A 26,812-nucleotide genomic window follows, 5' to 3' on the forward strand; every position below is an offset into this window, starting at 1 on the left:
GTATAACAACGACTAGCTGCTATAAGTTTGAACTATGATATTTTACTTCTACATTTTCAATCAAGGTACAAAAATACGCTTTATTTTTCAGAAAGTCAGTGTACAGGCCTACGATTGTTCTGTTTTGGACTCCCGCTCCACATCGGCTCTCGATTTACTGGCCGTCACCAGATATACTCCTCCAAAGATTAATATGGCTGCCAGCAGTTTTTCGAATGTAAATCGGTCCATTCCCATATATATGGCTACGCCGGAAGCAATGAGCGGTTGCATATTATTGTACATGGAGATAGTAGTAGGCCTTATACGCCTTTGAGCCAAAGGAATCATCATATAGGTGAAAAATGTAGCTCCCAGTAATGTAAACGACAGCATCAGATACGGTATTACATCCGGCTGATGGAACAGTGGCGCCACTAATACAGCATCATAGCTGACAGGCAGATTGATCAGAGCGGCGAAGAGAAACATCCATTTCATCATCGTAATGGGAGAGTACTTAGTCGATAACGGGCGTGTAATCACCAGATAAAATGCATAAAACAATTGCGCGCCAAGCACGGCGATATCCCCCGCCAAAGCTGATCCCTGTCCGGGTGTAACCACCTGATTGGAAGTATAGACCAAAAAAATGGCACCCAGACCACCGAGCAAGACGCCGCCTGCTTTTTTGAAGGTAATGGGTTCTTTGAGTAACACTGCTGCTAGTATCATGGCAAACAAAGGGCCGCTGGTAGTTATTATGGATGCATCCACTGATGAGGTTTGCCCTAGCCCATATGCAAAAAGGCTCTGATTGATAAGCATACCCGAAATACCTCCTATACACAGTATGAGCAAATCCCGCCTGTCTACTTTTTCTTTTTTCGTGAATAACGATACTATCCAGAAGGCAATGGCAGCAAAACCCATACGCAGCATCGTCATAGCTATAGGCGTAAGAAGCCCGGTACTGTACAGATACTTATTGATGGGAATATTCAGTCCGAAAACTGTCATCACAACAAACATGATAATGTGCCCCTGTTGTTTCTGTGAAAGAGTCATTGTGTTAATTAAGAATTAAGAATGATGAATTCATTTGCTAATTTGCCTATCTGCTAATTTACGAATTTGCTTATCCTGTAATTTCGAAAAGAATATCAACATACAGATAGCCCCAAGCATGGCGCAAAACATATCTGACTGCGTATCCCAGACATATCCCTGAGTACCGAGAAAATCGTCGGCACCATCGGCCGACAATGCACCTACCCACCATTCTATCAGTTCATAAAAGGCACTGATGGCAAGGCAGATACTGACAACTATAAATGGAAGCCAGGAACGCTTTTTAAGTACATCGAGGCGGATAAGTAATTCACGGGCAATCATAGCCGGGATAAAGCCTTGTGCAAAATGGCCTACTTTATCATAATTATTGCGGCTTTGGTCAAACGTTTCTTTTATCCAGTCGAATAACGGAACCTTCGCATAGGAATAATGTGCACCTACAAAAAGAATAATAAGATGGATAAGGATAAAAACGTAGGTCATATCCGTAAACCGGAACCGCTTAAAGGTAAAGGCTAGTATAGCCACACCGACGATACACAGACCTGCTTCGAGAAACCACAAACCCGTTTCATAAGGATTGATACCCGACCAGATGCCTGCTATCAAGAATATGGCAAGGAATATCCAATGTTTTTTTTCCATTGAGTATATGTAGTTTTTTATTTGTAAGTATTATAGGAAATAACTTCTTCTACAGGCTTGCGTCTCTTTTCCCTCAACGGCTGTGCGGGATAGCCGATAACTATATCAAGTACCACACGTCTGTTATCAGGGATATTCAGCAGGTTCTTCATTTTTGATTCGGTGAACCAACCGAGTATGCAACTACCCAGCCCTTCGGCTTCAGCCGCAAGGCAAATATGAGAGGCTGCAATACCTATATCAAGAAAGGCAAAATGCTTATCTTTCACAATACCACCGATGCCTGAACTTATATTCACTTTCTCCTCTACCACTATGATATGTACAGGCGCCTGTTTGGTGAAATGGTTCATGCCCAGCAACCTCGCCGATGCCGCATCTGCCACCTTATTTTTCAGTTCGGGTTCATCCACTACAATAAAATGCCATGGCTGCGCATTACAGGCCGAAGGGGCCAGACGGGCAGCTTCCAGTATGCGGGCTATGATCTCACGGTCGACTGTGCGTGTAGTATCATAAGCACGGGTGCTCTGGCGTTGTTTTACAAGATTGTAAAAAAAATCTTTATCCATATTACAATTGTGTAATACGACTGATATATTTACCTATAATATCAAATTCCAGATTTACCACACTACCTACTTTAAATTGATGAAAATTAGTATGTTCGTATGTGTATGGAATTATAGCTACTTCGAATGTATTATTGGTAGGGTCTACTACAGTCAGGCTGACACCGTTTACGGTTACAGAGCCTTTATCTACCGTCAGATAACCTTTCTTAGCCATTTCACGGTCGAACTCGTATTCAAATTTGAAGTACCAGCTACCATCGGCCTCCCTTATTTCGAGACACTTGGCTGTCTGGTCCACATGTCCCTGAACGATATGTCCGTCCAGGCGGCCGTTCATCAGCATACTGCGTTCGAGGTTAACCTTATCTCCTACCTGCAACAAACCGAGATTAGAACATTCCAGTGTTTCTTTGATAGCAGTAACCGTATATTTGTTATCATCGATATTCACGACTGTAAGACATACCCCGTTATGTGAAACACTTTGGTCAATCTTCAACTCATGGGTAAATGAACACTCCATTGTTATATGCAGATTCTCCGCCTCTTTACGCAACGAAACCACTGTTGCCGCTTCTTCTACTATACCTGAAAACATGATATCTTTATTTTAGTTAGTTCTATTATTTTTAGCAATACAAAGGTACGGAAAAAGTTATAAGTTTCGCGAATCGGTAGTTGAGTTTTAATGTTCAATTACATTAGTCGTTTTTCGTGACTCGGCATAATCAAAATAAATTTTGCTTCTATTCTCGCTACTTAAAACGTTCGTTTTTTCTAACGCGCCTGCCGTCTTGTATTTGGCTAACGCCGATTTGGCTCCGCCGATTTTCAATTCCGCTTCGCTCCAATTCATTTTGCCTTGATGCAAAACGAAACAAAAAATCAAGGCTGCATCCCCCGGCGACCCAAAGCCGCAGCTTCGGTGGGGCAAAATAATACGGAATCATCTTTAGCCGGATTATCAGCAGAGTATAGCAGCTACCGTATTTTGCCCTACACCTCCGCTTTACGGATTGGGTGCCCCGCCTGCGGGACGAGGCCGGAATCGCGATGCGACGACAAGATAGAGGCTCTTCAGGCTTTAGCCGCACGTGCGTCAGCAGCGCCGTTAGCTTTAAGTACGGGGCACCCATAGGGCGAAAAAGGCGTTAAAAACAAAAACGTGTTTGAGCTTATCCGCTGATGCGTATTATATACATCCCGGAGCGAGTTTTTTTGTTTAGCCTTTGAGCCCGTTATGGGTCGGACGTTGAAGCGGGGCGCTAAAGCGTTTTTGGTTCCTTTTGGGGCTTAGGCCAAAAGGAACGCAAGCAATTTTAATTGCGCGCAGTAGAAAAATCGACTAATGTAATTGAACGTTTTATATTTCAAATCATCATTAAATCCAAAATCATTTATCTATACCATAAAAACCTTATGGCAAAGTATTGTGAAGAATCAGTAGAAAAAATCGTATCCCTGATAGAAGATGATTTTTGTTCGGTGGCTGAAATATGCAGGGTGATGGGCATCAGCCGTAAAACATTTTATAGTTGGAAAGACACCAAGCCCGAACTGGCACGGGAAATAACCAACGCCGAGAATCGGCGGGAGGAAAGAACACGTCAGATGTTGTATTCGTCCCTCAAAAAACGGCTCGACGGCTATATCATGGTTGAAGAGAAAGAAATTTACCTGCCTGATGCAAATAATCCTGAAGGGGTATCCTTACAATCGAAAACGATAAAACGGAAGAATTGCCTGCCCGATCTGCGTACCATAAAACTACTGCTAGACAGGCAGGATAGAAGCCCCAACCGCCTTCCCCAAGAGATGGAGAAAGCCGGTTCATGGAAAGGAGTGGAAAACAGTAGAATTGAAATATCCGAAAAAAATGAGGAGCCGGAGAGTGATCCTGTGTGTATTACTGCCAAGGCGTTGTATGTGGAAGATGATATGGAACAGGCCATAACAGAGAATGACGATGAAGATAGCAGTGAGATCGATGAAGCAGAAATGAATGAATATTTTGAACGAATGGATAAGGCGTTTGCCGTCCGGCAGGAAATAAAGCGGAAACTAACCGCTAATAATAACCGAAAGACTGTGAATCAACAGAATAAAAGGAAAAAGAGACGCTGGAAATGAAATATGTAACAGGCGAAAAAAAGTGGAAAAAGTGTTACTTTTGTTACCTTTTAATAAGTAGTAAGTATTGAGTAATAAGTTGAGAGTTATATGAGACACGAGTAGACAAGACACGAGATACAAGTTGTTAACTGTTGACTGATGACTGCTATTTGAAACGTCATCAATTTTCGTACGTTTGCCTTAACCTTATAAAGTTATAAATGAGAATATTCACAAAAAAATCATATATTTGCGTCTTAAAAAAATTTTCAATTCTTGTACCCAAAATGAAAAAAATACTTTTTACGCTGTTACTTTTTACAATATTCACTCATTATACAAAATCGCAAGTATACGATAAAAACTGTTACTTCGGGTTTACTTTCGATGTAAGCGAAAACAAAAACTGGGGATACGGCGAGTTGATTATCACAGAAGTAGAACCTAACTCTCCGGCTGAGAGAGCAGGCATAAAGGTAGGTGACATCATAATGGAAATAAACGGAAAGGCTACTTATCTCCGCGACAATCAGACTATAGCCAACTGGTTGTTTGAAGATATGTATGCCCCAACTGTCACTTTCACTATACGGAACATGAATGCATACTTCAAAGAGTACACCCTCTCACGTAAATGTATAGCGACGAATTCTGTAAGTGAAATGGAATTATCTAAAATCTTTTCATTTTACAGCCTCGAAAACACTAGCGAAAGGATATTCACCCTCCCATTGTATGTGCAACCTGATAAGGATGTCGATTTCTACGACTATCATACCTATGATTTCTATAAGGACGGCAAGCCCGTGCCCGCCATCGATAGCCAGATAACTATTCTGTTAGCAAAAGACCTGGAAGCCAAAGGACTTGTCCGGGATACATCCGACCCTGATATCGTAGTACAGGCTTATTATAACTATGAGCCGAATACAAAGTTCACAGGATTGAATAACCCGAATTATGCACCGGGCACATGGCGGTTCGATGTAGACAAGCAGCAAATGGTATTATTGCCTATCTTCGATGCTGATGAACCTAATATAGACAAAGTAGCCCAATATATAGTGGAATATGGATTCAGCTTCTACGACCGGAAGTATATTAATCCATCGAAATTGACTCAGATATGGGATTGTAACATAAAAGATTATCTATCTTCGAAATACACTCTGGAAGAATATGTCAGGCTACATACTCCGCTTATGCTAAAGCAATTTCCATACTCGGCACCGAAAACAGAGGCGCGATACAAAGTGGATTTCAACAGGTATAATTATACAGGGATGTACTTCGATGCGGATGATCTGGTTACAGTAAAAGACGTGGATATGGATTCTCCTGCTTACCGGGCCGGTATACGTCCCGGATATGTCATAAAAAAGATTAACAACAGGAAATTTGAGCATACGAAAGAAAGCCTGTCGGAAGCTTATAAACGCTTTATTGCCGAAACAATGGTATTCCGCGATCAGGCTACCCGGTTTACCAATGCAGGAGGATATACAGAATGTATGTTCTGGAATGTAGGATATTATCCCGAAATAGCTAAGGAACTGAACAAACCGCAATACCTTGCGCAATTTTCTTATCTATACGATTTCGAGAAGTATGTGAACAGCAAATCGGACAGCAGGATTACCGTAGAGGCTTGGGATGGTATACAAAACAGGGTATTCAGTGTAACTCCTGAGATCAGGAAGTCTGTCGTTATAAAAGCATTGTAGATACAGATTCCGGTACCTACCCCAACTATCAATACTAAAACAGGAAGTTTTATATAGACTTTATTTTTAGTATAAGATGTGATTTAACCCACTATTAACACCTGTCTATTATAAAATCAGGCTAAAAATTCGTACCTTTGCGCCCGATTTACAGTTATGATTTCATAACTGATTTATCTATAAGGTAAGGTCACAGACCTGTTTATTACTTTCATGTGTATAGCAACAATTAGTTATATAATTTATTATCGTTGCATTAAATACTTTTATTATTTATATAAATAAAGATGATAACAGTTTCAAATTTAGGTATCCAGTTTGGTAAACGTGTATTATTTCAAGATGTGAATCTGAAGTTTACAAGTGGTAATTGCTATGGCATAATAGGAGCCAATGGCGCAGGGAAATCCACTTTCCTGAAAATTCTGAGTGGAGAAAAAGACGCAACCAGCGGAACTTTTGCCCTGGGACCAGGCGAACGGCTTTCTGTATTGGCACAGGATCACTTTGCATTCGATAGCCAGTCGGTGATGGATACCGTATTGCAAGGTCATACAGTACTTTGGGATATAATGAAGGAAAAAGATGCATTGTATGCCAAAGAAGATTTTACAGATGCTGATGGTATCAAAGCCTCTGAACTGGAGGAAAAATTCGCGGAACTGGAAGGCTGGAATGCAGAAAGTGATGCTGCAATGCTCCTTAGTGGGCTTGGAATTCCGGAGGAACTACATTATCAGATAATGGGAGATATAAGCGGTAAGCAAAAAGTGAGAATCCTTCTTGCCCGCGCGCTTTTCGGTAATCCGGACAATCTGTTGCTCGACGAGCCTACCAACGACCTCGATATAGAAACAGTAATGTGGCTGGAAAACTATCTTGCGAATGCAGAAAATACAATCCTGATCGTATCGCACGACCGCCACTTCCTAGACTCTGTATGTACCCATACAGTGGATATCGACTTCGGTAAAGTAACCATGTTTGCAGGTAACTACAGTTTCTGGTACGAATCGAGCCAACTGGCGCTACGCCAACAACAACAGCAAAATAAAAAGGCCGAAGAAAAGAAAAAGGAGCTCGAAGAATTTATCCGTCGTTTCAGTGCCAATGTAGCGAAGTCTAAGCAAACTACCAGCCGTAAGAAAATGATTGAGAAACTGAATATCGAAGAAATAAAACCATCGTCCCGTAAATATCCGGGTATTATTTTTAGCCCCGACCGTGAACCAGGAAATAAGATACTTGAAGTAAACGGGCTAAGTAAATCTATCGAGGGTAAAAAACTATTCGACAATGTAAGTTTCAATATAGAGAAAGAAGATAAGGTCATTTTCCTGTCGAAAGACCCACGTGCAATGACTGCTTTCTTCGAAATCATAAACGAGTATGTACAACCCGATACCGGGACTTTCAGCTGGGGACAGACTATAACACCTGCTTACCTGCCTCTGGATAACAGCGATTATTTCAAAGATGATCTGAACCTGATCGACTGGCTTGCCCAGTTCTCGGACGATACCAGTGAAATCTATATAAAGGGCTTCTTAGGCAGAATGTTATTCTCGGGCGAAGAGGTACTGAAGAATACCAAAGTGTTGTCGGGAGGAGAAAAGATGCGTTGTATGATTGCCCGTATGATGATGAAGAGCGCAAACTGCCTTGTATTGGATTCACCAACCAATCATCTGGATTTGGAATCGATACAGGCTTTTAATAATACGCTGATACAATTCAAAGGTAATGTACTGATGTCGTCACATGACCACGAATTCATACAAACAGTTTGTAACAGGGTGATAGAACTTACTCCGAACGGTACTATCGATAAAATCATGGACTATGACGATTACATCACATCTGATGAAATAAAGGCTCTGAGAGAGAAAATGTATAAATAAATCTGATTAATGAAAAAGAACGGGAGTGCTTAATATCCCGTTCTTTGAAAGTATAATGAAGATCTCGCTTATATATTCACTCTTCGCCCACAAGCATAGAATCTCTGTATCCTAGGAAGTAAAGGATACCATCCAATCCTACTGTAGATAATGATTGCTTCGCATTTGCCTTTACTTTAGGCTTTGCGTGAAAAGCAATACCCAACCCGGCGATACCCAGCATAGGTAAATCATTGGCTCCGTCACCGACTGCTACGGTCTGGCGCATATCTACTTTCTCTACCTGAGCCAGCAAACGCAGCAACTCTGCTTTACGTTTACCATCAACAATATCGCCCACATAGTTTCCGGTAAGTTTACCATCTTCTATCTCAAGCTCATTGGCATATACATAATCGAACCCGTATTTCTCTTTCAGATAGTTGCCAAAATAGGTAAACCCTCCTGAAAGGATAGCCAGTTTACAGCCACTCTTTTTCAAGATGCGGATAAGGCGGGTCATCCCTTCTGTTATAGGTAGATTCTCGGCAATATCTTTCATCACGGACTCATCCAGCCCTTTGAGAAGGCTCACTCTTTTCTTGAAACTTTCGGAAAAGTCGATCTCGCCACGCATAGCCGATTCGGTGATAGCCTTCACCTCCTCACCTACTCCGGCACGTTCTGCCAGTTCGTCTATCACTTCCGTCTGAATAAGGGTAGAGTCCATATCGAAGCAGACCAGACGGCGCATACGGCGATACATACTTTCTACCTGAAATGCGATATCGATACCTTGCTCGTCAGCCAGTTTCATAAAGTCATGCTTCAACTGCTGCACATCCTCTACCGTGCCCCGTATTGCCAGTTCTATGCATGAGCGACTGGGACGTTCCTCCGTTTCCAGCGGAACACGGCCTGTTAATCTTATTATCTTTTCGATATTGAGCTTGTACTTCTGGCTTATTTGCGCGACAGCGGATATCTGGCTGGGACTTAGTGTCCGTCCCAGCATGGTTACAATATAGCGATTCTTCGTACCTTGCAGACATACCCAGCGCATATATTCTTCTTTGCTGATAGGAGAAAAGCGGATAATAACACCCACTTCGGTTGCCTTAAACAGGAGATCTTTGATTACCTCTCCTGCATTTTTGGCTTCAAACATAATTGCCAATGACAGCGAATGATGTATGTTGGCCTGACCTATATCAAGAATATTAGCGTTATGTTTTGCCAATACGGCAGTTAAAGCCGCTGTTACACCGGGTTTATCCTCTCCGGACAGACTAGCTAGTATTATTTCTGAATCTTCCATATCAAGAGAACTTCTTTCTTATAATATCGGGGTTAATTAATGGAGTCGAGTAATGCCAGCTCGGCTGACATCACTTTCTTGAAATTGAACTGACCGATGACCTGTTGTTTTAATAAGTCTATATGGTCGTTGTATAAATTACCTATACTGCCTTCGTGAGTATGGTTCACTTTCTTATTATGGCTGAAGTTTCCTTTTTCGATATCCAAACCAACCTGCTTATACGCATCACGGAAAGGAACACCCTCCAACACCAATCTATTGACTTCTTCTACACTGAATATGAGAAGATATTTAGGGTCATCAAGTATATCTTCATTTATCTTCACTTCATTCATCATACGTGCTACCATATGCAGACAATCATTCATCTCCTCGAATGAAGGAATAAACAATTCCTTTATAATCTGCAAATCACGGAAATACCCTGATGGAAGGTTGTTTATAATCAGTGTTATATCATTAGGTAATGCCTGTAGCTTGTTGCATTTAGCACGTGTTAGCTCAAACACATCCGGATTCTTCTTATGAGGCATAATACTCGATCCTGTTGTGTACTCATCAGCCAACTTGATAAATCCGAAGTTCTGGCTGTTATACAAACATGCATCATATGAGAGCTTTGATAATGTGCCCGCTATACTTGCTATGGCAAATGAAACTACACGCTCCATTTTGCCTCGCCCCATTTGGGCATAAATCACATTATAATCCATAGAATCAAAGCCCAACAGATCTGTGGTCATTTGCCTGTTTAGTGGGAATGACGAACCATATCCGGCGGCTGAGCCTAAAGGATTACGGTTACAGACTTTATAGGCCGCCAGAAGCAATTGCAGGTCATCTACCAAACTTTCGGCATAGGCAGCAAACCATAATCCGAATGATGATGGCATTGCAATCTGCAAATGAGTATATCCCGGCATCAGGATATCTTTATATTTTTCGCTTTGGGTAAGGAGAACATCAATCAAGGCAGTAACTGAATCAACAAGCGTATGAATCCGATCTCTTGTAAAAAGTTTCAAGTCTACAAGTACCTGATCGTTACGGGAACGCCCGCTATGTATCTTTTTGCCTATATCTCCTAATTTACGGGTAAGCATCAGTTCTACTTGCGAATGTACGTCCTCAATACCATCCTCTATCTGAAAGTTGCCGGCAACCGCAATGTCATAAATTTCTTTCAGTTCTTTAAGAAGAACTGATAATTCATCTTTGGTAAGTAACCCGATAGACTCAAGCATTGTAATATGGGCCATAGAACCAAGTACATCATATGGAGCAAGATATATATCCAGTTCCCTGTCATGCCCTACCGTATAAGACTCTACATCTTTATTTACCTGAACACTTTTTTCCCAAAGTTTCATTCTTTATTCTATTGTTCCTTTATTCAAAATATGGTTGTAAGGCAATCCCGCCAAACCTTCGGCTACTTTGTCCAATCCTGCCTGCAATGGTTTACTAACCATCGGTTTCAAAAATGGATTCAAATCTGCTTTTATGGTTAGCTTCATTTTAGTTTCAGCGCCATTAGTTGGAACTAATTGTATCCACATAGTCACTCCAAAAGGCAATTGCTCGGCCTGAAACTTAATTGTCTTATTAGGCTCGCGTTCTACCACTACAAATCTGATTTTACCTACAGGATCGACAGACACAGTACACGAATCGGTATCGAAAGTAAAATCTTTGACTTTATCCTGAGGTATTATATTTTTAGCTAGTTCCAGATTGTTCAAATCGGAAAGTACAGTATAGACATCCACATCTGAATGTGGAATCGTCTTTATCTCACTAACAAACTCTGTCATCAATTCTTACCTATTTATTTCCAATCGGCAGGAGCTTTTCTCCATTCCTGCAAAGTCTCAAGATCGGATTCGGCAATATAGTCTATCCTCAAAGCTTCGGTTAAAACCGCATCATAATTGGTCAATGTCAATAACTTAACTCCTGCAGCATTAAACTTCTCCGTAGCAATAGGGAAACCATAAGTAAAGTTGGCAACCATACCTATCACATCCGAACTGTCGCGGCGAATAGCTTCAACCGCTTTCAAACTACTGGAACCTGTAGACACCAAATCCTCTACGACAACTACTTTACTTCCGGGCTTCAATTCGCCTTCGATCAGATTTTCCAAACCGTGATCTTTCGGTGTTGAACGGATATATACAAATGGCAATCCTAACGCATCAGCAACCAATGCTCCCGGAGCAATAGCGCCTGTGGCTACTCCGGCAATTGCATCTACCTCCGGAAAGTTTTCTATAATCAAACGGCTAAGTTCGATCTTTATAAATGTGCGTATTCTGGGATACGATATCAATTTTCGATTATCACAATAGATAGGTGATTTCCAGCCCGAGGCCCATGTAAATGGATTGGAAGGCTGTAGTTTGATGGCTCTGATACTAAGAAGCTTCTCAGCTGTCAGTTTTTCTAAGGTGTTCATATTTATCTTTTCTAAATAACAACAATCAACATTATCTGGCTACAAATATACAATTAATAGGTAGAATAAAAGAAAATATAGCATAAAGAAAATGTGAATAAAGTCATAGATATCCTCATTCCTTTGATAAATACAGCATATAATATTGAATATATAATTGAAAATATAACACTAAATATGCCCTGTTATTTAAGAAGGAATTAATAATAAAATCAAAGGGAATTATCCTTATCGGATAACTCCCTTTGTATATAAAAGTCGTATTGGTGGATATAGCCGAAACTCCGTAAAACAGGATTTGAGCGCTTCGATCCCTTTGTAATCCACCGTGCTAAGCAACCCGGAGGTGTGGCCCGCCATTAGAATCAAAAGCTTGTCTCGGATATTTTATTAATTGATGAGCTTCCCAATCGACCAACACGACTTAGACTAAGCTTTGTTTCGTTTTCTATACCAAATATAGATAGAATAATCCGGATACACAAATAATATATCAATATTTAACTGACTTCTGCTTTGTACTGCATCCACAATTTGAACATCCGCAACTTCCTTTTTGTTCATTCTTCGAGAAGAAAAAGCCATATACCTTATAGATGATCAATACAGCTACACAAAGTCCAATTATACCAACTATTATTTCTTGAAACATATCTTATATATCCTCCTTTTCTGTGTTCAAAGGTATATAAGAAATCTGGATATTGGCGTTAATAGAGGGTTAAAAGAAATAAAAACATATAAATATTAAAACAGTAGCAAGGTTAACCCTGCTACTGTTTTAATATTTATAGTTTTGCAATAAATTACAATAACGTCAAGAACAATGGCTTAATTAGTAGCGTCTTCAGGATATCCAGTGTAACGATAACCCTCGAGCGTCCATGTTTCATCCCAACCATCACTATCGGCTGGTGTATTGCTTCCCTCTTTTAATTCCCATGCAAATTCGGGCACATCTGCATCTTCCCAATCTTCTTCAGATGTCTGATAGCTAACGAACTGCACATAATCATGATGCATTATAGTCTTAATATAAACACCATCTGACACATTACCTCCAATAGTTGTAGCACCTTTAGGTGTAACTTTTCCCTCTACCAGCGTTATGCGAGTATATAATTGTATGCCACCAACTAATTGACCTGCTGCCGTAGGTTTTTCATATGTTGCCGGATTATATACTTTTCCATCTACATATATGTAAGATGTCAGAGCCTTTATGTTTTTAGATTCTGCATCTGCTCCTTTAAAGCCCGAAGCATCTCCTGTTATTTTAAATTTACCTTTGACTGCAGTACCTGCAACATGTGTATCAATCCAAATTTCGTCTTTTACATTAGCTGCAGAATTATAGATCATAACCTCTTCACCATCTTCGATAGCAGTGTCATCAGAAGAATATTCTGCACATTTTGTTGCTACCACATAGCGTCCATCCAACGCTGCAGTTTCTGTATACCAGTTATCCTTTTCTTCCATGCACGATGTTAAAGCCATGCAAATGAAAGCGCTTATTATATATCCTAAATTTCTCATATTCTTATACGTTGTTATTGATTTTCTACAATGTTCAGGTGAAACGTGAAGGTTGCATAGTCAACCTGAAGCTTCAATGTCTTTGTTTCTGCATTGTAAGTTCCTTTTACGGCTGAGTGCTTATCTCCCCAAGGTGTTGCATTACTGCTCACTAAAGAAAAATTAGTACCATCAAATGAAACTATACCGGATATATCATATCTCACACCATATCCGCGACCAATACTATAGTACCCCCCGAACAAGTCAGATATATAAAATTTACCAGGCGCTGTCTGATAAATCGTTATAGGCGGCTCTGTTGCAAATTCTGTAGCAGGCGTTCCTGCTGCTGCTCCCAATGCGCTACGACTACTTGAAGCATCTACATGATAGAAACCTGTTGCTATAACAGAAGGTGTTGTATCATAAACGATTACCTTACGTTCTACAGATGTTGGATATCCATCTGAGTTATTCACCGAATAAACCAAAGGATAAATACCGGCTACTTGTGCATTTACCGTACCTGTAACAGTCACTTTATCCGCAACATCCTCATTATTTTCAGTTGCAACCCAACCCTGCTCGGTGTATGTACCTCCCAACGAGACAAATTCAACAGCGCCACCTTTGAGATCCAACTCACAGTAATAGGTGATTCTTGAAATATCTTCTGTCTCTTTATCGCAGGAGAAAAGAAAAAATACAGAAGCGATTATTAGACTATATTTATATAATAATTTCATACTCTTCAATTTTTACAATTACTTACCTTGTTTTTGATTCCACCACACTTTTTCTCCTACATTTGGCTTCTGTGAAGGGGCATTATTATTTCTGTCCCTATAAGATGAAGGATACAAAGGAGAAGCCGGTAAATTACCATTCAGCAAAGCTCTTCCTCTCACCGAGATTGTCAGATTACCTGTAGGAAAATTAATCCATGCACCTTGCCTGTCAGCAGCAATATCGATTTCGCTTACAGAAGGATATTTAGTACGGTTACGTTCCAGGAACGATTCCAGATGCTGATAGTTACAATTAGCTACCCATTTTTGCATGGCTATTTGTTTTATCTGGGCTTCTGTATTACCACCGGTCCATTTAGCATAGCCTGTTTCCACTATCTTGAAATCAGTAATGCCATGTTGAGTCAGCGAAGCCTTTACTCCGGCTTCATAAAAGTCCTTGGCTTGGGCAGAGCCGGCACGGGCATAAACTTCGGCCATATAAAAATATACTTCCCAGTCAGACATCAACATCAGATCCATATTGGCACTGAATACAACGGTTGCATATGTTTCCTTATCATCTGTAGTCCCATTCCCGTCAGAGTCCTGTTTGGAGTCAAAATCACCGAAGAATGCAGCTTTAGTTCCTGAAAACAATTTACTTAAACGAGGATCCTCATTTGTACTTAAATAATCAAAAAATGTCTTACAAGCAATTACATTTGTGGAAAAGTAGCTAGCACCACCTTGCTCAAATTCGCGCATCGGATGGCGTTTGCCTTCCATGGTATCATCCCATATAGTTCCCGGAATCTTCGCGCTTGATGTTAGCAGATCTGCACTTTGAATAAAGCTCAAGGTCTTTACATTGTCGTATTGCGATGTTTCAGACAGGCGTATCATTAACTTCAATTTTAATGCACTGGCAAATTGATACCATTTATCCAAATCACCTTTATATATATAATCGTAAGTTCCGTCAATGGAAGACCCGCTTAAATCAACTGTCAGCAGATTATCTACTCTCTTTAATAAATCAGCATATATATCTTCTTGCTTGTCCTGCTTAGGATGCAAAAGGCCTTCCGCCCCTTTTAAAGCTTCGGAATAAGGCATATCACCCCATACATCGGTAATAACTTGCCATGTAAAGATTGATAAAGCTTCAGCAACGAAATAATATCCTCTGTTGCTACCCACTCTGGTATCCGCCTTAATATATTCCAAATCGGGCAGTGGCTGACTAGCCAAAGACTGATAAGATGTATTGAACTCTTGTGGTAAATATTCGCACAATGATTTGAATTGAGACGCCGTGTAGGCCTGTGTCCAGTATTCTACCCAAAAACCTCCGCCAAAACCGAAATCCCAACCCATCAGGTTATTAGCGATCCCCATTTGCGCGGCCGGCAGCAATACTTTCACCTCCGGAACTTCCGCTAACGCGTTCGGGTCGTGATTGATATCTAAATAATTGCTACATCCGTTTGTGAACAATAAGAAGATAACGGATAATATAATTAATAATTTTCTTTTCATATTCTTTACTGTTTAATCGCTTTTAAAATGAAAGTTGTAGTCCGAACACATACGATTGGTATGGAGGCGTAGATGCGAATTCTCCGACTTTCGAACTAATATCGCTACCCCAGGTAGTTATTTCCGGATCAATATACATATTTTCTTTCGGAGTCCATAACAGGATATTAGATGCTGTTGCAGAAAGGCGTAAAGAAGAAACTCTAAGCATTTCACAGATCTTTTTTGGTAATTGATAAGCCAGGCTTACATTACGAAGTTTCAGGTACGAACGGTCAATTACTGCATGATCGGTATACTGGAATCCGCCGTTGCTGTAGAATGTATGGAAAGCTGTCGGATTGACAGGAGTCGTATTCTCTACATAAACAGGGTTTCCGTTAGCATCTGTTCCGCTTTGCACTACCGAGTTTGGCACAATAAATGGATTTCTGTCGTTATAAACTGTTTCAGGACCACTACCTACCCAATGCATGTAATCTTTGGTATAGGAGAAAATATATCCCCCGTAACGGTAATCCAATGTAGCTGACAATGTAAAGTCTTTCCATGTAAAGGTATTTGTCAATCCCATACGGAATTTTTCGTTAATATCCTTATCCAAATAAACATCATCAGCAGTTGGCTGAGGATTTCCGGCTCCATCGACGACTGTACTTTCTACACCATTATAATTTACAGTCATAGCCTTTTGGCTTTTGAACTGCCCAAGCGACTTGCCTTCTACAGCATAAATACCCAGTCCGCCGAATCCTCCTAAGTTAACTTCCGGAACATCCAGACTTTCTACCTTATTATTGTTTTTGGTAAAGTTGTACATGATATCCCACCGAAAATCTCTCGTTTTTACAGGAACCAATGAAAGGGATAATTCGATACCGCTATTGCGGACATCTCCCAGGTTGGCCCTTTGAGCTGTGTAACCGGTTAACGGGTCCATCGGCAATGTAGCGATCAATCCTTTTGTTAATTTATTGTAATATGAAAAGTCGAGGCTTATACGTTGGTTGAAGAAAGAACTTTCAAATCCGACCTCAAATTCATCTGTCAACTCAGGTTTCAAATTTGGATTTCCTGCTGTATTGGAAATCGTATAAGCATTGACTCCTCCAAGAGGGAATTTCAGATCATCAACACTTGGGTAGCCCGGATTAATTACTGTTCCGGAAACAAACCGGCTATAAACCCAATAAGCATCTGTGTCCTTACCAGTCCGACCATAAGACAATCTGGTTTTAACAAAATCAAGCGGACCAGTATTGATGTCTTTCTGCTTCATAAAATCGGTAACGATAAAACTCAACATAGCCGCCGGATAAAAGAATGAATTATTCTTCTTAGGTAAGGCTGAAGACCAGTCGTTACGAGCAGTAAGCGTCAGATAAAGATAATCCTGATATCCGAAATCCGCATTAACGTATGCACCCAATATCCGGTAACGATCGCTGCGTTGTTCTGCAACCGCCGGAGTAAGTGTATTGGATAAATGATAAAAACCAGGAATATCGATAGAAGAAATTGAACCATAAAGACGAGTCATTTTTTGTTCGTTCGCATTTCCTCCGGCAATTACATTCATTGAAAAATCACCAAATCTATCATTAAATGTAGCAAAATAATCGTGATTCACCTGAAGGTAATCTCTTTTATCTTGTGAGTAGCTTCCCGGATCTGACGGTCCTTTCCTTACGGCATTAGTAGAGCCCGGAGTGAAAGCAACCGCATCGGAATGCATCTCGGCTGTAGCTGTTTCATAATCGCCACCAAACCTGTAAGTCAGTTTGAGGTTACTTAATAAATTATAATCCAGTTGTACTTTTCCGAAAAATTTATACTTTCTCTGTAATGCTTCCTTAGCACTTAATACAAAATACGGATTCAAACCGTATGGAGTAAAATAGTTATCCAGATTATTAAATTTATCATTATAATCTTTCAGATCAACAATGGAAATATCGGTAGCAATTTCATTCAATGAACGATATATTGAATTATTTTGTCCGGTTGCTGACACCCGATTCTTTTCTACGCTGGCATTAAACGAAGAACTAATCAGCAACTTGTTCGCTTTGTGGGATGCATTCGAAGCAACTGTAAAGCGATTGTATGAGTCGGTATTGGTTGGAATCGGACCGTCCAGATAGTTCTGTGATACTGATAGATGGTAGAGGGTCTGTGCTGTACCTCCACTCAATGAAAGTGAGTTTTCATAACCGAAACCCAGATCATAGAAATCACGGATACGATCTTTCAGATAGTTATAAGGTTTTAATTTCTGGCTATTGTCTACGACATTACCCCAGACTCTGTCTTTTCCATCGAAGCGCGCACCCCAGTTTCCGTTTTCATCCAATGCACGGTCACCGCTCCAACCTTGTCCAAACATTGTTTGTTCATCTGGCAGACGTCCGATTTGCTGAATGGTTATCCCGCCGTTATATTCTACTTTTAGTTTCCCATTGGTATCCTTACCCGATTTAGTCGTAATCATGATAACCCCCTGGGCTGCACGTGAACCATACAAAGCTGATGCTGCAGAACCTTTCAATACGGTTATACTCTCAATGTCATTTGGATTCAGTGCATTAATACCGGAACCAAAATCGGCCTGGCTATTCAGTGTATTTACACCTCCGGAAATACTTCCTGACTGATTCTGCTTATTCGTCAGAGGAATACCATCCACGACATACAAAGGCTGGTTATTTCCAAAAGAGTTGAATCCACGGATAGTTACATTTTGTGTTCCCCCCGGGGTCCCAGATGAAGAAACCTCTACTCCTGAAACTTTACCTTGAAGGGCAGACATCGGATTAAGCACTTTCGAATTGGCAATATCATCACCCTTGATTGAGGATACCGAATATCCAAGCGTTTTTTTATCTCTTGCAACTCCTAAAGCCGTAACAACAACATCCTGCAACAGATGCTCATCATTCTCCATTACAACTCTCATATCCTGAGACATCCTCAATTCGGCTGTTTTCATTCCCACCAATGTAAACACCAAAGTATTCCTTCCTTCAGGTACATTTATGGAAAACTTACCGTCTACGTCTGTAACGGTACCAACAGTTGTCCCCTTCACTACTACCGAAGCACTAATAACAGGTTCTCCATTACTGTCGACAACAGTACCGGAGATTTTTGTCGTTTGTGCTACGATAAATCCTAAGCTTAGAAATAAGCAGGATAGAATTAACATCACTCTTTTCTTCATACAAACACTACTTTATTAAAAATTAAAACAACATACAAACCCAATCACATACAAACACTTGTTATTCAAAATAAAAGCAACTCTTCTAATCTTATATCAATTTAACAATTTAATACCATATTGGGCTTTTTAGCATCAGTTTGCTTTTTGATATGCAAATTTAGACAATTTTCACGAAAAAAAAAATTCTGGATTAATTTATATAAAATATAACAATATGAAAGCATTCAAAGTCAAACAAATATAAAAACTGAGGACAATTGCTACATTTTAGTTAAATATATGTTATTTTGAAAGAAATAAAAAGGCACAACGGCAAATACACTCTGAAAATGTGGTTCTTCACGGCTAACGAAAAATGCATTTTAACACTTTTCACTCCTATTTCTGAATAAATATGAAAGAGAAACTTATATTCATACTTTCTTAATACTATATTAGTAAAATACAGATATTAAGCATCAAATTAGAATCAAAAAAATGAAATTTACAACATATTTCCAATCTGATAGACTAAAAATGAGATTACCCAAGCTAACAAAGTAGTATAAATGATACTAAAAATACCCCACTTCCATGATCCGGATTCTTCCTTTATCGCAGCGATAGTTGCGACACATGGAAAGTAAATCAACACAAAAAGTAACAAACTGACAATTACCAATGGTGTAAAGGTCGGAGCTCCGTCGGCCTGAGTATCGCTGACAAGGCGGGCCTCCAGAGATTCCTGATTTTCAGAGTCACCTGTATATAAAACACCCAGAGTACTCACAACCACCTCTTTGGCAGCCATACCGGAAAGCAAGCTCACACTTATCTTCCAATCAAAGCCTAAAGGGCGCATCAACGGCTCTATGGTCTTTCCAATACGGCCAATATAAGATTCTTCCTGATGTGCAATATTACGCTGATCTTCAACCGCTTCTATTAGTTCCGTCTTCTTATCATCATTTATTTCATTGCTGTCGAATTGGGCCTCTACCTTGGATATCTGATTATCAAACAGTACTTCACGTTCTTTATCGCGGGGAAAATACCCCAAAAACCAGATAATAATGGATGCAACTAAAATAACACCTCCCATTTTTCTCAGATACTGCCGTGATTTATCCCACATATGAATAGATACAGCACGCAATGTCGGCATCCGATATGGTGGCAATTCCATTACAAACGGCGTATCTTCTTTCGGAAACAGGAATTTCTTAAACAGCCGGGCCGATACCACAGCTATCAATATACCTATAAAATAAAGTCCGAAAAGAACAAAACTTGCATAAGGCTTGAAAAACACCCCGACAAAAAGCAGATAAACAGGTAATCGGGCGCTACAAGACATAAATGGATTGATAAGCATCGTTATCATACGGCTATTACGGCTTTCAATCGTACGTGTAGCCAGAATAGCCGGCACATTACAACCGAAACCCATAACTAAAGGGATAAAGGATTTTCCGTGTAATCCCATCTTGTGCATCACCTTATCCATTATGAAAGCAGCTCTGGCCATATAGCCCGAATCTTCCATAAAAGAAATAAAAGCATACAATATTAATATATTAGGAAGAAAGACGATTACGCCCCCTACCCCTCCTATAATACCATCTACAATCAAATCTTTGAGCATGCCCTCAGGCATCGTTCCCCGGATAAAATCGCCCAACACCGCAACCCCGTTCTCAATCCACTCCATAGGATATCCGCCCAAACGGAAAGTACATTCAAACATAACCCACATGAAGAAGAAAAATATGGGGAATCCCAGATATTTATTTGTAACAATAGAATCGATAACACGCGTACGATCCGACTCATTCGTTTTTTCCTTCAGCGTTTCTTTCAACCCTCCGGCTATAAAGCCATAACGGGCATTTGTCAGAGCTGATTCCGTATCTTCCTTTAATGTTTCTTCAATATATTTTATTTCAGCGTCCCTTGTCGCAAGTAAATCTTTGCCATTCGAAAGGGTAGATACATAAGATTCAATATCCTTATCCTTTTCGAGTAATTTTATCGAAATATAACGACGGGGAAATACGAGTTGAACAGATTTATCCTTTTCAAATTTTATATTAAGCCTGCTTATTGAGTTCTCTGTTATATTACCATAAGATATATGTACCCGGCGCACTGTCGGCTCTTTCTCCTCATACATCCGTATGACCGTATCGAACAGATCGTTTATTCCCACTCCGGTTTTTGCCACCGTCGGAACCATAGGAATACCGATCATCTTGGACAACTTCCCGTAGTTAAATTCACTTCCGCTCTCTTTCAGCTCATCGTACATATTCAATGCGATAACAACAGGAACTTCCATATCTATCAACTCGGTTGTCAGATACAAATTTCTTTCCAGATTGGAGGCGGCCACAATATTAATTATAACATCAGGCTTATCTTCCACAATATGGCGTCTAACAAAAAGTTCTTCCGGAGTATAAGCCGACAAGGAATATGTCCCGGGTAAATCCACTATTTTGAATATATAACCACCATGTTTAAACCGCCCTTCCTTCGAATCGACTGTTACTCCCCCGTAATTACCGACATGTTCATGCGCACCTGATGCAACATTAAACAAGGATGTTTTTCCCGCATTAGGATTACCAACTAAGGCTACGGTTATAACCTTCTTATTAATCTGATTATTCTTATTTTTAGGAGAATGTTCTTCTATTGAAGATTCCTCTTGGGATAAATCGTTATTGAAAGAGGATTCAGAAGATAGAATCTCTTGCTTTTTATTTATTTCGGGATAAATTACTTCAATAAGCCCCGCTTCGCTACGGCGAAGGGAAACTTCATAATCCATAATTTTATATTTAATCGGATCTTTTAATGGAGCATTCAGGATGACTTTAATGGTTTTCCCTTTAATAAAGCCCATCTCCATGATGCGCTTACGAAAGGCCCCGCTACCATTAACGCGCACAATAACACCTTTCTCTCCTGTCTTCAGGTCTGATAAAAGCATACCAACAATCTTTCATTTAATAATAGAGCTACAAAGATGGGTATTTTTTGTCAGATACAAAGAACTTTTAAGTGCATTATTTAGAATGAATATAAAAAAGAATCATGTTTTATTTCCGGATATATTAAAAAAGAGATACTTCTTTCAAGGTTATTTTAAACACATAAAAAAACCAATGCATTAGAGGTTGTACTTCAATGGTCAGATCTCACAAATCCACTTTCACAAGCAAAAGTATGAACCTATATTTTTATAATAGAAAACCATCGTCGGAGTAATAAATGCCCAATATATCCGATTGTATCTCTGCCGCATTGGTTTTGTATATATGAGTTATATCAAAATCCTTCTAATGATACAAACAACTTAATTCAAATTTAATCATCATAATAATTGCTACTTACGTGGATAAATACTGTAGTAATCTTCTGTAATTTTGCAAAAATAATATTTCTTTTATCGGGGCAAATTAATAGCTAAGGTTGTCTGTAAAATCAATAAACAAGTTAAGTAAAAACATTTCCGCAGGGATGAGGAATATAATAATTCAACGCCTCATTCACCTTCCTTCCAGCGGTAAAATTACAATTTTGTTTTTATTCTGCAAATTTTACAAGATATAATTTAGGCCAAACGCACGGAATTTAATCTTTTTGAAAAAGTTTATCTATATAATTAGACTCGGTAGCTTTAGCTGTCAGCTCATAGCTCTTTGAAATATTGATAGGCCCCCTCGATCCCCCGGCCTTGGCTTTGAGGAGAGAAAATAACAGATAAAAAATAGTGGAAAAAGTGTAACTTTTGTAACTTTTTTGAAATAGTTACGAGTTGGCTGGCACCCTGTTTTGTTTCACGCAAAGGCGCAAAGGTGCAAAGTTTTTACATCTTACCAGTTGTTTACTGCTTGCTGTTAACTGATATATATGTAACCTTTGTTACCTTTTGGGGAAGTTACGAGTAGACAAGACACGAGATACAAGTTGTTAACTGATGACTGTAAATATTTTGTTTCACGCAAAGACGCAGAGACGCAAAGGTTTTACATCTTACCGGTTGTTAACTGCTAACTGTTAACTGTTAACTGATATGTGTTACCTTTGTTACTTTTTAACTATATATGGTTAATGAATGTGAAATTCATAAGATGCAAACAATGAAAAAACTGTCAGATGTGTCAGGTTTTAACCATACATAGTTAATAAACGTAAATATAGCTAATAATTATAGCTGCCAATTTTCGTGCCTTATACCTAAAGTTAATAGCTTATAACTTATAACTAAAATTCCTATCTTTGCTTTCTAAATGAACACAACGTGATATATCCAGAGAATTTCGAATCGAAAATAGGATTTGACAAAATACGGCAATTACTCACGGCAAGATGCCTGAGTCCGTTAGGAGAGGAAAAAGTAGAAGACATGACTTTTTCTTCCGATTATGCACTTATTACAGAAAGCCTCTCCCAGACAGAAGAATTTATCCATATCACACAGGAAGAGGATGATTTCCCAACAAATTATTTCCTTGACGTACGCCCGTCGCTGCGAAACATCAAAGTAGAAGGTACGTGGATAGACGAAAGTGCATTATTCGATTTAAGACGTTCCTTGCAGACAATTCGCGATATTGTAAGTTTTCTGAAAAAAGAAGACGGAGAAAATACCCCCTACCCTCATCTATATACATTAGCAGGGGAAGTGGTAGTATTTCCTCAACTGATAAGTAAAATAGACAACATCCTCGACAAGTTCGGACGCATAAAAGACAATGCTTCGCCGGAATTGAGCCGCATACGGAAAGATATGGCCCATATAGCAGGAGGCATATCCAAAAGTCTCAACGCGATATTACGCCTGGCACAAAGTGAAGGCCTGGTAGAAAAGGATGTCACACCTACCATGCGCGACGGACGGCTGGTTATCCCTGTCGCCCCAGCCTTTAAACGCAAAATCAAAGGCATAGTGCATGACGAATCCGCTTCGGGCAAAACGGTCTTTATAGAACCGGCAGAGGTAGTGGAAGCAAACAACCGGATACGTGAGCTGGAAAGCGAAGAAAGACGCGAGATAATTAAAATACTCATTGCTTTTTCCGACATTCTACGTCCACTGGTTCCCGAGATACTGCAATCGTATGAATTTCTGGCTATGATCGATTTCATCCGGGCAAAAGCTACATTCTCTATCGAGCTGAATGCCATCAGGCCATCTATCGAAGATAAACAATTGATACGCTGGTACAGGGCAAAACATCCGCTATTGTTTCTCTCGCACCGTAAGCAGAATAAACAAATAGTACCGCTCGATATAGAACTGGAAGAAGACAACCGCCTGCTGATAATTTCAGGGCCGAATGCCGGAGGAAAATCCGTTTGTCTGAAAACGGTCGGATTGCTTCAGTATATGGTACAATGCGGTTTACCGATTCCTCTGGATGAAAATTCCAAAGTCGGGATATTCGACCGTATATTTATAGATATAGGCGACGAACAATCTATCGAAAACGATCTGAGTACATACAGTTCGCATCTGACTAATATGAAGTTCTTTGTCAGGAACTGTGATAAAAAGACCATCCTGCTCATTGACGAATTTGGCGGAGGTACCGAACCCCAGATAGGCGGGGCGATTGCAGAATCCCTATTGAAGCGTTTCAATGAGAGGGGAGCTTTCGGAGTAATTACCACACACTATCAGAATCTGAAACACTTTGCCAATGAGAACAAAGGGGTCATAAATGGGGCTATGTTATACGACCGCCATCTGATGCAGCCTCTGTTTACCCTGTCTATCGGAAATCCGGGGAGTTCGTTTGCCATAGAGATAGCCCGCAAGATAGGATTACCTGAAGATGTAATTGCCGATGCCTCGGAAATCGTAGGCAGTGATTATATCAACATGGATAAATACCTGCAAGATATCGTTCGTGACAGGCGTTATTGGGAAACCAAGCGGCAAAGCATCCGTCAAAAGGAAAAACGGCTCGAAGAAGTTACCGAGACCTACGAAACCGACCTGCTGGCTGTAGAAAAGCAGCGAAAAGAAATCATCCGCCAGGCAAAAGCCGATGCCGAACGCATAATGTCAGAGGCAAATGCCAGAATCGAGAATACTATCCGTACGATTCGTGAATCACAAGCCGATAAAGAGAAAACGAAACAAGCGCGGCAAGTTTTGAGTGAATTCAAATCGGTGCTGGACAATGAAGATAACTTTTCCGACGATAAGATTACCCGTAAAATACAGAAACTAAAAGACAAGGAGAAAAACAAGAAGCAGAAAGATAAGGTTTCGGAAAAGCCTAAAGTACAAACAATTGCGATTGGCGACAATGTCCGTATAAAAGGGCAAACATCCATAGGACAGGTACTCGATATACAAAGAGGAAGTGCAACGGTAGCTTTCGGGATGATAAAATCGACAGCCAAACTGGATACATTGGAATATGTAAGTAAGAATCAGGTCAAACGCGATTCGAAGAGTACACTGGTCAGCGCTGCCGTAAGTGACGATATGCGCGAGAAGAAACTCAACTTCAAACAGGATATAGACGTACGCGGCATGCGTGGCGACGAAGCCTTGCAGGCCGTTATGTATTTCATTGATGACGCCATACTTGTAGGCGTATCCCGCGTACGTATTCTGCACGGTACAGGCACAGGGGCGCTGCGGCAAATCATACGGGACTACCTGCGTACAGTACCGGGAGTTCACAACTATCAGGATGAGCATGTACAATTCGGAGGTACAGGTATTACTGTTGTAGACCTTAACTAAAACAAACATCTGAACTATGAATATAAATATCGACCCTTACGGCGGATTTTCTTTAGGCTTTGGCTCCGGCGTCATAATAGCATTACTTGTCATTGCCATACCCGTATGGTTTATCTGTTGGCGTATATTTAAGAAAAGAGCAAGACCAGAGAAGCCAAACAAACTTCATATAGCGATAGCCACAGTTATTACTACGCCGATAATATACGCTATGTTAATTGTCCTTTGCTATCTTGCAATAAAGCTATTGTACCTGGAATAATTATCTATCAGAAAGAATACCTAACCATAACATTATGCAGCCACAACAAACCGAGCTATCCAAAGTAACCAGTATCCTTGAGATATATGATGTTACTACAGGCGAACGAACCATCGTGAAAGAGTTTCCTTACCTCATAGAAGCTCCTGACTGGACTCCTGATGGCAAATACCTGATATATAACAGTGAAGGTCTGATATATAAACTCCCGGTAAATTCTTCCGGAGAGCCGGAATTAATTGATACAGGCTTCGCCACAAGATGCAACAACGACCATCTGATGTCACCGGACGGGAAATTAATGGCAATTAGCCATCGCTCATTACCGGACGGACGCCCCACAATATTCGTATTACCGGGCGAGGGTGGAGAGCCGAAACAGGTAACCCCCTCCCTGCCAAGCTATATGCACGGATGGAGTCCGGATGGAAAGATGCTTACCTATTGTGCCAACCGCAACGGAGAAATGGATGTATATACAATTTCCATTGACGGAACCAATGAAACCCGCCTTACAACTTCGGAAGGACTAAATGACGGACCCGAATATTCTCCCGATGGCGAATATATCTGGTTCAACTCCATGCATACCGGGTTGATGCAGATATGGCGGATGAAAATCGATGGTAGCGAGCAAACACAGATAACATTCGATGAAGATCGCAACTCCTGGTTCCCACACATGTCTCCGGATGGTAAGAATGTCGTATACATCGCATACCGGAAAGGGGATCTCGAACCACACGAACATCTCCGCTATAAACATGTAGAAATACGGATGGTCCCTGCAACGGGAGGTGAACCACAGACCTTAATCAAATTATTCGGCGGACAGGGTACCTTTAATGTAAACTCATGGGCGCCGGACAGCAAACGCTTTGCCTTTGTCAGTTTCAGTATAGAAGAATAAGATTTGCAGAGAATAGGAAGCATGTACTTTATTCTATGCTTCCTAACTCTATCTATTCTCAGATCAAATGCACTTCCCTCTCTCTGAGTACATTTATCATATCAGCG

The 26,812-nt window shown here is 40.3% G+C and carries 19 protein-coding genes; 6 read left to right on the forward strand and 13 right to left on the reverse strand.

From position 1 onward, the window contains the following. Positions 1-108: 108 nt before the first annotated feature. Genes B3317_RS17825 through B3317_RS17840 form a run of 4 tightly spaced genes read right to left on the reverse strand, consistent with a single transcriptional unit; the run spans position 109 to position 2,871 of the window. Positions 109-1,047, reverse strand: coding sequence for a DMT family transporter (locus tag B3317_RS17825; protein WP_291114375.1), 939 nt, complete (start codon positions 1,045-1,047; stop codon positions 109-111). A gap of 30 nt (positions 1,048-1,077) precedes the next feature. Next, on the reverse strand, positions 1,078-1,698 hold the full coding sequence (locus tag B3317_RS17830) for a DUF2238 domain-containing protein (protein WP_291114378.1): 621 nt from the start codon (positions 1,696-1,698) through the stop codon (positions 1,078-1,080). A gap of 17 nt (positions 1,699-1,715) precedes the next feature. Beyond that, a complete protein-coding gene (locus B3317_RS17835) occupies positions 1,716-2,270 on the reverse strand; it encodes a nitroreductase family protein (RefSeq protein ID WP_291114381.1) in 555 nt (184 codons plus the stop codon). A gap of 1 nt (position 2,271) precedes the next feature. After that, positions 2,272-2,871 carry a riboflavin synthase gene (locus B3317_RS17840; RefSeq protein WP_291114384.1) on the reverse strand — a complete coding sequence of 200 codons (600 nt, stop codon included), beginning with the start codon at positions 2,869-2,871 and terminating at the stop codon, positions 2,272-2,274. A gap of 821 nt (positions 2,872-3,692) precedes the next feature. Here B3317_RS17840 and B3317_RS17845 point away from each other — a divergent pair. The 3 genes from B3317_RS17845 to B3317_RS17855 all read left to right on the forward strand — a co-directional run bounded on the left by B3317_RS17845 (position 3,693) and on the right by B3317_RS17855 (position 8,010). Further along, a complete protein-coding gene (locus B3317_RS17845) occupies positions 3,693-4,403 on the forward strand; it encodes a phBC6A51 family helix-turn-helix protein (protein WP_291114387.1) in 711 nt (236 codons plus the stop codon). Between the two features lie 269 nt (positions 4,404-4,672). After that, positions 4,673-6,109 (forward strand): PDZ domain-containing protein, encoded by a 1,437-nt coding sequence (locus B3317_RS17850; RefSeq protein WP_291114389.1) that lies wholly within the window; start codon positions 4,673-4,675, stop codon positions 6,107-6,109. 287 nt (positions 6,110-6,396) lie between these two features. Beyond that, positions 6,397-8,010, forward strand: a complete 1,614-nt coding sequence (locus B3317_RS17855) for an ABC-F family ATP-binding cassette domain-containing protein (protein WP_194222830.1) — start codon at positions 6,397-6,399, stop codon at positions 8,008-8,010. Between the two features lie 76 nt (positions 8,011-8,086). Here the strand turns inward: B3317_RS17855 and serB are convergent, their stop codons facing one another. From serB to feoB, 9 genes are all read right to left on the reverse strand, one after another. Continuing rightward, entirely contained in the window at positions 8,087-9,307 is a 1,221-nt protein-coding gene (gene serB, locus B3317_RS17860; protein ID WP_291114394.1) for a phosphoserine phosphatase SerB, read from the reverse strand. Positions 9,308-9,339: 32 nt separating this feature from the next. Then, positions 9,340-10,680 (reverse strand): argininosuccinate lyase, encoded by a 1,341-nt coding sequence (gene argH / locus B3317_RS17865; RefSeq protein WP_291114397.1) that lies wholly within the window; start codon positions 10,678-10,680, stop codon positions 9,340-9,342. A 3-nt stretch (positions 10,681-10,683) separates the two neighbouring features. Continuing rightward, the gene (locus B3317_RS17870) at positions 10,684-11,124 is read right to left on the reverse strand and encodes an SRPBCC family protein (protein ID WP_291114399.1); all 441 of its coding nucleotides are present in this window, start codon (positions 11,122-11,124) and stop codon (positions 10,684-10,686) included. Between the two features lie 14 nt (positions 11,125-11,138). Next, positions 11,139-11,768, reverse strand: coding sequence for an orotate phosphoribosyltransferase (pyrE, locus tag B3317_RS17875; RefSeq protein WP_291114402.1), 630 nt, complete (start codon positions 11,766-11,768; stop codon positions 11,139-11,141). 831 nt (positions 11,769-12,599) lie between these two features. Further along, positions 12,600-13,307: a lipid-binding protein gene (locus tag B3317_RS17880; RefSeq protein ID WP_291114405.1), complete on the reverse strand. Its 708-nt coding sequence runs from the start codon at positions 13,305-13,307 to the stop codon at positions 12,600-12,602. A gap of 14 nt (positions 13,308-13,321) precedes the next feature. Beyond that, positions 13,322-14,035, reverse strand: a complete 714-nt coding sequence (locus B3317_RS17885; protein WP_291114408.1) for a BT_2262 family domain-containing protein — start codon at positions 14,033-14,035, stop codon at positions 13,322-13,324. 18 nt (positions 14,036-14,053) lie between these two features. After that, positions 14,054-15,559, reverse strand: coding sequence for a SusD/RagB family nutrient-binding outer membrane lipoprotein (locus B3317_RS17890; RefSeq protein WP_291114411.1), 1,506 nt, complete (start codon positions 15,557-15,559; stop codon positions 14,054-14,056). Positions 15,560-15,581: 22 nt separating this feature from the next. Continuing rightward, on the reverse strand, positions 15,582-18,779 hold the full coding sequence (locus tag B3317_RS17895; RefSeq protein WP_291114414.1) for a SusC/RagA family TonB-linked outer membrane protein: 3,198 nt from the start codon (positions 18,777-18,779) through the stop codon (positions 15,582-15,584). A 487-nt stretch (positions 18,780-19,266) separates the two neighbouring features. Next, positions 19,267-21,756, reverse strand: a complete 2,490-nt coding sequence (gene feoB / locus B3317_RS17900; RefSeq protein WP_291114417.1) for a ferrous iron transport protein B — start codon at positions 21,754-21,756, stop codon at positions 19,267-19,269. Positions 21,757-23,070: 1,314 nt separating this feature from the next. Between feoB and B3317_RS17905 the strand changes: the two genes are divergently transcribed. Genes B3317_RS17905 through B3317_RS17915 form a run of 3 tightly spaced genes read left to right on the forward strand, consistent with a single transcriptional unit; the run spans position 23,071 to position 26,705 of the window. Continuing rightward, positions 23,071-25,533, forward strand: coding sequence for an endonuclease MutS2 (locus B3317_RS17905; RefSeq protein WP_291114420.1), 2,463 nt, complete (start codon positions 23,071-23,073; stop codon positions 25,531-25,533). A gap of 16 nt (positions 25,534-25,549) precedes the next feature. Then, positions 25,550-25,795, forward strand: a complete 246-nt coding sequence (locus B3317_RS17910) for a hypothetical protein (RefSeq protein WP_291114424.1) — start codon at positions 25,550-25,552, stop codon at positions 25,793-25,795. Positions 25,796-25,829: 34 nt separating this feature from the next. Continuing rightward, entirely contained in the window at positions 25,830-26,705 is an 876-nt protein-coding gene (locus B3317_RS17915; RefSeq protein ID WP_291114427.1) for a TolB family protein, read from the forward strand. Positions 26,706-26,812: the final 107 nt, after the last annotated feature.

It is taken from the genome of Dysgonomonas sp. UBA7710 (assembly GCF_002482385.1).
Classification (GTDB): Bacteria; Bacteroidota; Bacteroidia; order Bacteroidales; family Dysgonomonadaceae; genus Dysgonomonas.

What these genes read in the sequence shown, in the direction of transcription:
- B3317_RS17825 (WP_291114375.1), bottom strand. Translation starts at nt 1,047, where the DNA reads ATGACTCTTTCACAGAAACAACAGGGGCACATTATCATGTTTGTTGTG.
- B3317_RS17830 (WP_291114378.1), bottom strand. Translation starts at nt 1,698, where the DNA reads ATGGAAAAAAAACATTGGATATTCCTTGCCATATTCTTGATAGCAGGC.
- B3317_RS17835 (WP_291114381.1), bottom strand. Translation starts at nt 2,270, where the DNA reads ATGGATAAAGATTTTTTTTACAATCTTGTAAAACAACGCCAGAGCACC.
- B3317_RS17840 (WP_291114384.1), bottom strand. Translation starts at nt 2,871, where the DNA reads ATGTTTTCAGGTATAGTAGAAGAAGCGGCAACAGTGGTTTCGTTGCGT.
- B3317_RS17845 (WP_291114387.1), top strand. Translation starts at nt 3,693, where the DNA reads ATGGCAAAGTATTGTGAAGAATCAGTAGAAAAAATCGTATCCCTGATA.
- B3317_RS17850 (WP_291114389.1), top strand. Translation starts at nt 4,673, where the DNA reads ATGAAAAAAATACTTTTTACGCTGTTACTTTTTACAATATTCACTCAT.
- B3317_RS17855 (WP_194222830.1), top strand. Translation starts at nt 6,397, where the DNA reads ATGATAACAGTTTCAAATTTAGGTATCCAGTTTGGTAAACGTGTATTA.
- serB (WP_291114394.1), bottom strand. Translation starts at nt 9,307, where the DNA reads ATGGAAGATTCAGAAATAATACTAGCTAGTCTGTCCGGAGAGGATAAA.
- argH (WP_291114397.1), bottom strand. Translation starts at nt 10,680, where the DNA reads ATGAAACTTTGGGAAAAAAGTGTTCAGGTAAATAAAGATGTAGAGTCT.
- B3317_RS17870 (WP_291114399.1), bottom strand. Translation starts at nt 11,124, where the DNA reads ATGACAGAGTTTGTTAGTGAGATAAAGACGATTCCACATTCAGATGTG.
- pyrE (WP_291114402.1), bottom strand. Translation starts at nt 11,768, where the DNA reads ATGAACACCTTAGAAAAACTGACAGCTGAGAAGCTTCTTAGTATCAGA.
- B3317_RS17880 (WP_291114405.1), bottom strand. Translation starts at nt 13,307, where the DNA reads ATGAGAAATTTAGGATATATAATAAGCGCTTTCATTTGCATGGCTTTA.
- B3317_RS17885 (WP_291114408.1), bottom strand. Translation starts at nt 14,035, where the DNA reads ATGAAATTATTATATAAATATAGTCTAATAATCGCTTCTGTATTTTTT.
- B3317_RS17890 (WP_291114411.1), bottom strand. Translation starts at nt 15,559, where the DNA reads ATGAAAAGAAAATTATTAATTATATTATCCGTTATCTTCTTATTGTTC.
- B3317_RS17895 (WP_291114414.1), bottom strand. Translation starts at nt 18,779, where the DNA reads ATGAAGAAAAGAGTGATGTTAATTCTATCCTGCTTATTTCTAAGCTTA.
- feoB (WP_291114417.1), bottom strand. Translation starts at nt 21,756, where the DNA reads ATGCTTTTATCAGACCTGAAGACAGGAGAGAAAGGTGTTATTGTGCGC.
- B3317_RS17910 (WP_291114424.1), top strand. Translation starts at nt 25,550, where the DNA reads ATGAATATAAATATCGACCCTTACGGCGGATTTTCTTTAGGCTTTGGC.
- B3317_RS17915 (WP_291114427.1), top strand. Translation starts at nt 25,830, where the DNA reads ATGCAGCCACAACAAACCGAGCTATCCAAAGTAACCAGTATCCTTGAG.